This is a genomic window from Pseudomonas bijieensis (assembly GCF_013347965.1).
GTDB lineage: Bacteria > Pseudomonadota > Gammaproteobacteria > Pseudomonadales > Pseudomonadaceae > Aquipseudomonas > Aquipseudomonas bijieensis.
In genome coordinates this window covers 2,458,190-2,468,061 of the sequence record NZ_CP048810.1, presented here as the reverse complement: position 1 = coordinate 2,468,061, position 9,872 = coordinate 2,458,190, and the positions used below count along the sequence as shown (strand labels likewise).

Annotated in this window: 8 protein-coding genes; 4 read left to right on the top strand and 4 right to left on the bottom strand. The window is 62.4% G+C overall.

Going from position 1 to position 9,872, the window contains the following annotated elements:
- Window positions 1-41: 41 nt before the first annotated feature.
- Complete coding sequence (locus GN234_RS10660; RefSeq protein WP_116831733.1) at window positions 42-437, bottom strand: YbaN family protein; 396 nt, start codon at window positions 435-437, stop codon at window positions 42-44.
- Between the two features lie 8 nt (window positions 438-445).
- Window positions 446-1,033 (bottom strand): UPF0149 family protein, encoded by a 588-nt coding sequence (locus GN234_RS10655; protein WP_109751312.1) that lies wholly within the window; start codon window positions 1,031-1,033, stop codon window positions 446-448.
- 474 nt (window positions 1,034-1,507) lie between these two features.
- Here GN234_RS10655 and recQ point away from each other — a divergent pair, with 474 nt between their 5' ends.
- From recQ to GN234_RS10640, 3 genes are all read left to right on the top strand, one after another.
- Window positions 1,508-3,634 (top strand): DNA helicase RecQ, encoded by a 2,127-nt coding sequence (gene recQ, locus GN234_RS10650; RefSeq protein WP_109751313.1) that lies wholly within the window; start codon window positions 1,508-1,510, stop codon window positions 3,632-3,634.
- A 117-nt stretch (window positions 3,635-3,751) separates the two neighbouring features.
- On the top strand, window positions 3,752-4,186 hold the full coding sequence (locus tag GN234_RS10645; protein ID WP_003199001.1) for a MarR family transcriptional regulator: 435 nt from the start codon (window positions 3,752-3,754) through the stop codon (window positions 4,184-4,186).
- Window positions 4,187-4,305: 119 nt separating this feature from the next.
- A complete protein-coding gene (locus GN234_RS10640) occupies window positions 4,306-6,258 on the top strand; it encodes a FimV/HubP family polar landmark protein (RefSeq protein WP_176688438.1) in 1,953 nt (650 codons plus the stop codon).
- Window positions 6,259-6,414: 156 nt separating this feature from the next.
- Here GN234_RS10640 and GN234_RS10635 read toward each other — a convergent pair whose 3' ends face one another.
- The gene (locus GN234_RS10635; protein WP_176688437.1) at window positions 6,415-8,604 is read right to left on the bottom strand and encodes a patatin-like phospholipase family protein; all 2,190 of its coding nucleotides are present in this window, start codon (window positions 8,602-8,604) and stop codon (window positions 6,415-6,417) included.
- A 72-nt stretch (window positions 8,605-8,676) separates the two neighbouring features.
- Here GN234_RS10635 and GN234_RS10630 point away from each other — a divergent pair, with 72 nt between their 5' ends.
- Window positions 8,677-8,964 carry an Rdx family protein gene (locus GN234_RS10630; RefSeq protein ID WP_109751316.1) on the top strand — a complete coding sequence of 96 codons (288 nt, stop codon included), beginning with the start codon at window positions 8,677-8,679 and terminating at the stop codon, window positions 8,962-8,964.
- Here GN234_RS10630 and GN234_RS10625 read toward each other — a convergent pair.
- The gene (locus GN234_RS10625; RefSeq protein WP_109751317.1) at window positions 8,958-9,848 is read right to left on the bottom strand and encodes a DMT family transporter; all 891 of its coding nucleotides are present in this window, start codon (window positions 9,846-9,848) and stop codon (window positions 8,958-8,960) included. The genes GN234_RS10630 and GN234_RS10625 overlap by 7 nt on opposite strands.
- Window positions 9,849-9,872 lie beyond the last annotated feature (24 nt).

Here is a 9,872-nt window from a genome sequence, read left to right as displayed (position 1 = left end):
GGTTTGCATTTGTGGCGAGGGAGGCCAAGTTCGTGCCCCATTCAAGGCCTACGCAGGGTTTTCTGCTTGAGGATATAAACCGTCACCAGCACCGCACTGGTAAGCATGAACCCTCGCGCCCACGGCAAGGGCACCAGGTAGCAGGAAAAGAGGATGCTCACCCACATCAGCCCAATGGCGTAGACCTTGCCCTTGAGCGGGATGCCGTTGCCGCTGAGGTAGTCGCGGATCCACGGGCCGAGGCGGGGATGTTCCACCAGCCATTGGTAGAAGCGCGGCGAGCTGCGGGCGAAGCACGCTGCGGCCAGCAGCAGGAAAGGGGTGGTGGGCAGTACGGGGACGAAGATGCCGATGACCCCCAGCACCACGCTCAACCAGCCGATGGCCAGTAGAGCGTAACGCAGGATCAACGGGCGGTTGCCGATGGGCGCGGACACCCGGTTACTCAGTGGTGACGAGGCTTGAGGATCGCCGGTTTTTCGTCCGGTGCGTTGCACAGCAGGTACAGGGCGGTGAGGGCTTCGGGGATCTGGACGATCATGTCGTCCATCAGGTTCGCATCGGCGGCGATGTCGGAGAACTCCGGTTGTTCGTCGAACAGGCCGGAACCGACCATGATCGGCAGCAGCATTTCGCTGACTTCCTCTTCGGCGGTTTCGAACCAGGCGGCTTCGCGCAGGAACACGCCTTCCATGAAACCGATGCACCAGCCACGCAGTTCCGAATCGTCCGGGTCATCGCCCAGGTCCAGTTCGCAGGGCAGTTCGAATTCTTCGTCGGAGGCCAGTTGGCGGGCGATGTGGGCCTTGAGGCCGACCAGCGTGGATTCGATTTCGGCGCGCTGGGCTTCGCTGGCGTAATGCGGCTCTTCGGCGAACAGGGCGTCGATCCACTCACGGTCCGGCACCTGTTCGGAGCAGATGGACAGGGCGGTCAGGTAGCCATGAGCGGCCACGTAGTCCAGCGCTTCATCGTGCAGCTCATCGGCATCGAGGAAGACTTGCAGGCGGGTCAGTTGCTCAGCGAAGGACATTACGGGCTACCTTGGGGAATAAACAATGCGGGAATTCTAGGCCTTCTTGAGCGCCCAGGCCAGCCGCGTGGTGTATTTGCCTTGCCCATGAGGGCAGGGTTGGGGGGCGTACCGAAAAAGAAGGGCTGAACTCGGTCCCTGTGGCGAGGGGATTTGTCCCCGTTGGGCTGCGCAGCAGACCCAAAATGGCCACCTGAGTTTGCGATCCACCTGGTAAGCCGAGAGAGCTGCTGCGCAGCCCGGCGGGGATAAATCCCCTCGCCACACATGCAGTGTTCGGCTTCCTTATCTTCAAAGTCCAAAGAGCCTCTTGTCAGCGACGCCCTTCGCAACGAAGGCCTCGGGTATACTGCCGCGTTTTGTGATGCCCTGCGGCGTCCGCCGGTCTGAAACGCGCACTTACGATTCGCCGGTGCAGCTTTTGCGATTCTGAACCAGCCTTGCAGGGATGTTTCGGTGATTTTTGGAGTTTCTATGCTCGAACAGGCTCAACGCGTCCTCAAGGACATCTTCGGCTACGACAGTTTCCGTGGCCGCCAGGGTGCCATTATTGAGCGCGTGGCCAGCGGTGGCGATGCCCTGGTGCTGATGCCCACCGGCGGCGGCAAGTCCTTGTGCTTCCAGGTGCCGGCGCTGCTGCGCAACGGCCTGGCGGTGGTGGTTTCGCCGCTGATCGCGCTGATGGACGACCAGGTCGCGACCCTCGAGGAGCTGGGTGTCGCCGCCGCTTCGCTGAACTCCACCCTCAGCGCCGAGCAACAGCGGGACCTGGCGACGCGCATCAAGCGCGGCGAAGTGAAGATGTTGTACCTGGCCCCGGAACGCCTGGTGCAGCCGCGCATGCTGGCGTTCCTGCAGAGCCTGGAGATCGCCCTGTTCGCCATCGACGAAGCCCACTGCGTGTCCCAGTGGGGCCATGATTTCCGCCGTGAATACCTGCAACTGGGGCAACTGGCGGAACTGTTCCCCGACGTGCCGCGCATCGCCCTGACCGCCACCGCCGACAAGCGCACCCGCGAAGAAATCGTCGAGCGCCTGCACTTGCAGGATGCCGAGCGGTTCCTGTCGAGCTTCGACCGTCCCAATATTTTCTACCGCATCGTGCCCAAGGAGCAGCCGCGCAAGCAGTTGCTGGCGTTCCTCGCCGAGCGCCGTAGCGATGCAGGCATTGTCTATTGCCTGTCGCGCAAAAAAGTCGATGAAGTGGCAGCGTTTCTGTGTGAGCAGGGGTTCCCGGCGTTGCCATATCACGCGGGCCTGCCCAACGACCTGCGGGCCTATCACCAGAAGCGCTTCCTCAACGAGGAAGGCCTGATCATGGTGGCCACCATCGCGTTCGGCATGGGTATCGACAAGCCCAACGTGCGCTTTGTCGCGCACCTGGACCTGCCCAAGTCCCTCGAGGCGTATTACCAGGAAACCGGGCGGGCCGGCCGTGATGGCTTGCCGGCCGACGCCTGGATGGCCTACGGCCTGCAAGACGTGGTGATGCTCAAGCAGATGCTGCAGAACTCCGAAGGCGATGAGCGCCACAAGCGCCTGGAACAGCACAAGCTCGACGCCATGCTCTCGCTGTGCGAAGAAACCCGCTGCCGTCGCCAGACCCTGCTGGCCTATTTCGATGAAGACATGCCTCAGCCGTGCGGTCATTGCGACAACTGCGTCGATGGCGTGGAAACCTGGGACGCCACCGAGCCGGCCCGCCAGGCCCTGTCGGCGATTTTCCGCACTGGCCAGCGCTATGGCGTGGGGCATCTGGTGGACGTGTTGCTGGGCAAGGACAACGAGAAGATCCGCAACTTCGGTCATCAGCACCTTTCGGTATTCGGGGTGGGCAAGGCCCGCACCGAGAGTGAATGGCGTTCATTGTTCCGACAACTCGTGGCCCGCGGCCTGGCCGACATCGACCTGGAAGGCTACGGCGGCCTGCGTTTGTCTGAAACCTGCCGGCCTTTGCTCAAGGGTGAGGTCACCCTCGAACTGCGCCGCGACCTCAAGCCGGCAACGGCGATCAAGAGCAGCAAGAGCCAGGCCAGCCAACTGGTGCGCGGCGAAGAGCGCGATCAATGGGAAGCCTTGCGCGCCTTGCGTCGCAAGCTGGCCGAAGAACACGGCGTGCCGCCGTACGTCATCTTCCCCGACTCGACGCTGCTGGAAATGCTCCGCAGCCAGCCCACCTCCCTGGCGGAAATGGCCCGGGTCAGTGGCGTCGGCGCGCGCAAACTGGAACGCTATGGCGAGGCCTTCCTCCAGGTACTGGGCGGCGAGGCCGAAGCACCGAAAGCGGTGGCCGATGTACGCCACGAACTCATCACCCTGGCTCGCGCCGGCATGACGCCGTTGCAGATCGCCGGGCAATTGCAGTGCTCGGAAAAGAACGTCTACACGATGCTGGCCGAGGCCATCGGCAAACAGCAGTTATCCCTGGAACAGGCACTGGATCTGCCCGAAGAGCTGATGGGAGAGGTACAGGACGCGTTCCTGGATGGCGAAGGCGAGTTACCGCCAGTGTCTGAAGTCGCTGCATTGTTTGTCGGACGAGTTCCCGAAGGCGTGCTGTACTGCGTCAGGGCTGCGTTGCAGTCGGAATTTGAAGTCTGATCAGTCAGTTGCGTTCCTTTAACGATTCAGTGCAAGGCGAACCTTGCTTGAATCCAAAGCTCATGCTTAGCTGACTAATAATTAGTTTTTCTCTATTTCAGATCTGATGAGTTTTTTATGCCGTTAACCGATCAACACCGTTTTGGCATGCAGTTGGCGCAAATGTCTCGCGGCTGGCGTGCCGAACTGGACCGTCGCCTGGCCGGGTTGGGCTTGTCCCAGGCGCGTTGGCTGGTGCTGCTGCACCTGGCCCGTTTCGAACAGGCACCGACCCAACGTGAACTGGCCCAGAGTGTCGCCGTCGAGGGGCCGACCCTGGCCCGGTTGCTCGACAGCCTGGAAACCCAGGGGCTGGTGCAGCGCCAGGCCGTGGCCGAGGATCGCCGGGCCAAGAAAATCGTGCTGTGCGCACCGGCCCTACCGTTGATCGAACAAATCGAAACCATCGCCACGCAATTGCGTCGTGAGTTGTTCGAGGGTGTCGACGAGGCGGACATGCGCGTGTGCATGCGGGTCCACGGTACGATCCTGGCCAACCTGGAAAAATCCTGAGGCAGATCCCTGGCGTCAGACTTTTGAGATTCGCCGGTTAGCGAACTATAACCAGTAGTAAGCGTTCCTATTGGGGGCGTTTACGCCGAGGTTGGTTCTGGTAATCGAAAGGGATGCCCATGCTTGAAAGTTTGCAGTCCACGTTGCGCAGTTGGGTCAACGTGTCGGTCGTCGTGGGTGCCCTGGGGTATTCGGCCTTGGCGTCAGCGCTGGGGCTTGGCGAGATCACGCTCCATTCTGCCCTGAACCAGCCGTTGCGCGCCGATATCGCCTTGGTCGATGTGGCTGGGATCGGCGAGGGCGATCTGTCGGCCAGCCTGGCGAGCCCGGACGATTTCAGTCGTGCGGGTGTGGAGCGGGTGTTCTTTCTCAATAACTTGCGCTTCACCCCGGTATTGCGCGGGGAGCGCAGCTTCATTCGGGTGACTTCCAGCAAACCGGTGGAGGAACCGTTTCTCAATTTCCTGGTGCAGCTCAATCAGCCCAACGGGCGCCTGTTGCGCGAATACACCGTACTGATCGACCCGCCGGGCACACCGGGTATCGTGCCGGCCCGCGACGAACCTGCCGAGGCCCCGCAGCCCGCGATGCCGGCGATCAAGCCGCCCCCGGCGCTACAGGGCAAGCGCTACACGGTGGTGCCGGGAGACAACCCCTGGATCATCGCCAAGCGCCTGCATGATGCCGGTAGCAATGCGTCGGTCAATGAACTGATGCAGGGCATCCAGGCCTTGAACCCCGGCAGCGACCGGCTTTCCATCGGCCAGCGCTTGTTATTGCCTGACTCAGCCGTGCTGCCGACGTCTGCTGCAACCAGCGCCGGCCAGGCATCCGTTGCGTCCGATGAACAACTGGCCGCCAGCGTGCTGCAAAACCAGCAGCAACAGAAAACCATCGAGGAACTGCAGACCCGGCTCCAGGCCCAGGATGAGGAAATCGCTGGCCAGCGCAAGCAGATCAGCGAATTGCAGACCCGGTTGGCCGAAGTGGCGCCAGCCCCCGTTGCAGCGGCGCAACCGCAGCCGCAGCTCCCTGCATCGGAACCGGCACCGGACGCACAGCCCGCTACAGAGCCGGTTGTCGAGCCAGAGGGCATCAATTGGTCATGGGTGGCGGGGTTGGTGGGCCTGTTGGGGTTGCTGGCGCTGTTGCTGGTGGTTCGGCGCCGGCAGCAGCAGGCCGAGTTGGAGCCGATAAGCGGGCGTCCCGGGCCGATGCTGGAGGAGGGCGACGAAACCTTTGCATCAATTCCCGATACGGAGCCGTCCGAGCCCGCGGCATCGTTCAATAATGGGGATGCGCCCTTGGGTGATGTGCTGGAGGGCGTCGGGATTTACCTGACCTACGGTCGTTTCGCCGAAGCCGCGGGGCTGTTGCGTGCCGCGTTGCTGGCGGAGCCGGAACGCACCGACCTGGGTCTCAAGTTGCTGGAGGTACTGGGCAAGCAGGGCGATGTCATCGGTTTCCAGGCCCAGGAACATCATCTACTGGCACAGGGTATCGATGCCGGGATGTTGGCGGAAATCCGTGGGCGTTACCCCAAGGTTGCCGCGATCGCTGCACCGACAGTGGCATCGGCGCAACCTCAGGTACCGGTTCCTGCATCTGCTCCCGAACGTGAGCCGGTGCCCAGTGACGAATTCGAGTTGGACCTGGATGCACTGTCCATGGAAACCAGTTGGGACCTGGCTGATGCCCAGGACAACACTGTCAGAAAAGACGCTGATTCTCCCCTTGCCGCCGATGTTTTGTCGCTTTCAGGCTTCGACGAACCGGACTTGCAATGGGAAGCGCCGCTGGAAACCGAGTCATTGGACGATGCCTTTCTCGACGGTTTTGCCGATGAGGAGCAGTCGCTGGAGCTTGAGCCGCTGACCCTTGAACCTGTTTCCCTGGACGCCATGCCCCTCGAACCCCAGGCTCCGGAACACTCGCTCAAGCTGGAGCAGGCGCAGAATTGCATCGATGATGGGGACCTGAAGACCGCCGTCTCCCTGCTTGAAGAACTGCTCGAAGAGGGGGACGAACCTTTGAAGCAGACTGCGCGAGTGCTATTGGCCGGGATTCGCTGAACTTCGGATTGGTGAACCCCAGCGAGCCCGTGTGGGAGCAAGCCTGCTCGCGATTGCGGTGGGGCAGCTTGTTCGATATTGAATGTGCCGACGCTATCTCGAGCAGGCTCGCTCCCACAATGGATCGGCGGCGGATAATCCAATACCGCATCGCTATCAGAACGTCTGCCCCAGGTTCAGATAAACCGCCTGTTCATCATCGTCGTTAAAGCCATAGCTGAAATTCAGGGGCCCCAGCGGTGTATCGAACCCCAGGAAAATACTGGCGGCGTTGATGTAGCCGCTGTCGAATTCGTTGTCGTTGTTCCAGGCCCTGCCGCGTTCCAATGAGCCGCCGATGTACAGCGGCAAGTCCAGCGGCAGGTAGGCCCGCGGTGTGAGCCGGCGGTAATACACGGCGCGCATCAGGCTGATGTTCTGCCCGGAGACCCCGTCTTCGCGAAAGCCCGACAGTTGCCGTGCGCCGCCGAGTACAAAGCTGGATGTCACGACCTCCGCGGTGTCCATTGTCCGGCCGTAGCGCCCGCCCAGGATGAAGGTGTCCGGGCCGCTGCTCAGGGCCTTGTCCAGTTTGAATTCCCACTGGCGGTAACGCTGGTCGGAACCCAGCCCCGGTTCGTATTGGCGCCAGGTCAGGCCGATGTCCTCCCCTTCATGGGGGAAGTACACGTTGTCGAAGGAGTCGAAGGAGTACTTGAGGTCATAGAAGCCTTCATTGAAGTTTTCGCTGGGCTGGTCGTGATCGCCAATGCGCACATCCGCCTTGCCCCAGGCCTGGCCGACACCCAGGCGGATTTCGCCGCTGTTGCCGATCTGTCGGCCGACGTTCAGGCCGAAGCCATAGCGTTCGACGCGATACTGGGCCACCGGATCGTTGTCCAGGATGGATTCCACGTTTCGCGATTCAAACTGCCCATAAGGGGCGATGAAGTAGCGCGAGCCGACATCCAACGGCTGGTAGAACTCGCTGTACAACTCCTGCCTGTCGCCGATCTGCGCCCGGGTCAGCCATTCGGCGCCCAGGCGGTTGATACCGTTGACCCGATAGCTGGCCCCCAGGTTGAACGCGCTGTCGCCGCGCATGTCGTCCGACAGGCTCAGCCCCAGCCGCAGGTAGTCGGTGCCGGTGCGTCGGCCCCGGGCGCTGATGACCAGTGTGTGGTCCGGGCCCTTGCGGACCACGCGGTATTGCACCTGTTCGAAATAATCCAGGCCGTAGAGCGTGCCCATGTCGGTCTGCAGGCGCCCCAGGTCCAGCGGCTCGCCAATCTGCTGGCGAATGTAATAGCGGATCACGTCATCGCCGACTTTCGAATCGTTCTCCACACGAATGGCGGTGATGACCGGCGTGCGTTCGCTTGGGGTGCGTGCGGCCATGAGTTCGGCGTCGGGCGCTTCGGAAGGGCGTAGAGGGGCCAGGCGCGCCTCGAGTATCCGGGTGGCGCGGTAGCCGGCGTCGATCATCTCCCGGGCCCGGCCGAAGTCAGTGGAGCCGAAGCTTGCCAGGGCCGGCTGGATCAGGACGTCGTCTTTTTTCAGGGTTGCCAGTTGCTCTTCAGAGTTGCGCCGGGTCATCAAGGTGGTCGACTGGTTCAACACGTCGACCACCGTGACCAGTTGCTTGCGGTTGCGCAGGGGCGTACCGATATCGACCACGATGGCCACGTCCACGCCCATTTCCCGGGCCACATCCAGCGGGATGTTGTCGGTCATGCCGCCGTCCACCAGCAGCCGGCCGTCCAGTTCCACCGGGGCGAACACCGCCGGGATGGACATGCTGGCGCGGATGACCTTGGGCAGGTGGCCTTTGCGGAACACCACTTTTTCGCCGCTGGCGATGTCGGTGGCAACTGCACGGAAAGGGATCGGCAGTTTGTCGAAGTCCCGGGTGTCGCTGGCGTGGGCCAGCAGGCTTTCGAGCAGCAAGGCCAGATTCTGGCCCTGGATGACCCCCAAGGGCAGGCCAAGGCTGCCGTCGTCGCGAAAGCTCAGTTTCTGTTTGACCAGGAAGTCGCGGTCATCCTGTTTGCGCCGGAAGGGCACGTCCTTGCGCGGTGGGGCGTCGGACAACGCCTGTTGCCAGTCGATGCCCAGGGCGAGTTTTTCCAGTTCGTCGATCTTGTAGCCCGAGGCATACAACCCGCCGATCACCGCGCCCATGCTGGTACCGGCAATGGCATCGATCTTGATGCCTTGCTCTTCCAGGGCCTTGAGCACACCGATGTGGGCCAGTCCCCGCGCCGCGCCACCGGACAGCACCAGGCCGATTTTCGGGCGTGGCGTTTCGACGGCCTGGACGAAAAAGGGCAACAGCAGCAGAAGCAGGAGGGGCAGCAGGCGGCGCATCGTCAATCTCGGGGGCGGGCGATCAAAGGCAGGTATTATAACGACGCCTTCGAACCCAGGAGTTCACCCGCAATGACCGAACACAAACCGGAAGTCGTCATCACGTATTGCACCCAGTGCCAATGGCTGTTGCGCGCCGCCTGGCTGGCCCAGGAACTGCTCAGCACCTTCGCCGATGACTTGGGCAAAGTGTCCCTGGTGCCGGGCACTGGTGGTGTGTTCCACATCAGTTGCGACGGCACGCAGATCTGGGAGCGCAAGGCCGATGGCGGTTTTCCCGAAGCCAAGGTCCTCAAGCAGCGGGTCCGCGACCAAATCGACCCGGCGCGGGACCTGGGCCACAACGATCGGGTTCAGTGAGACGCGGCTTGAGCGCCAACACCCGGTTTCTTCGAACCGCCCAGTTGGCTTGAGATCACGATGGCCGCGATGATCACCACGCCGCCCAGCAGCATGCGCAGTGTCGGGTTTTCATCGAACAGCCACCAGGCCATGGCGATGCCGTAGACCGGCTCCATGGCGAAGACTACCGCCGCTGTGCGGGCCTTGATCACCGCCAGGCTGGCGACGAACAGGCTGTGGGCCAGGCCAGTGCAGAACACGCCGAGCAAGCCGATCCACAACCAGTCGATGGGGCGCACGTCGCTCAATTGTGGCGCGGCCATGGGCAACAGGCACAACCCGACCACCACGTTTTGGCACAGCGCGGCCTGTACGGGCGGTACGTGCGCCGAGCCGGCGCGGTTGGTCAATGACAACAGGGAAAACAGCAACCCCGAGGCCACGGCCCACAGCAAACCGGTGGTGGCGCCGCTGGCCAGGTCGAAGTTCGGCGTGACCAACACCAGGCCAATGCTCACCAGCACCACCAGCCAGATTTCATTGGCGCGAATCCGCTCGCGGAAAATCAGCCCCTCGAGCAATACCGTGAAGGCCGGGAAACTGGCGAACCCCAACGTGGCGATCGCCACGCCGGCAACCTTCACGGCAATGAAGAAACTCACCCAGTGCCCGGCCAGCAACAGCCCCCCGAGCAGCAACCGCCGGCCATCTTGTGCCCGCAGTTTTTGCCAGCGGCTGCTGCTGGCAAACCGGGCAAATATCGTCAGGGCGAGTACGGCGAAGACGGCGCGACCGAACACGATGACCGCCGGCGAAGCTGCGGCGAGTTTGCCGAATACACCGGTCAGGCCAAACATGAGTGCGCCAATATGCAGGGCGCCGAGGGCAGTACGGGGCGTCATTTCAATCCTTGTCCAACGGTTGAG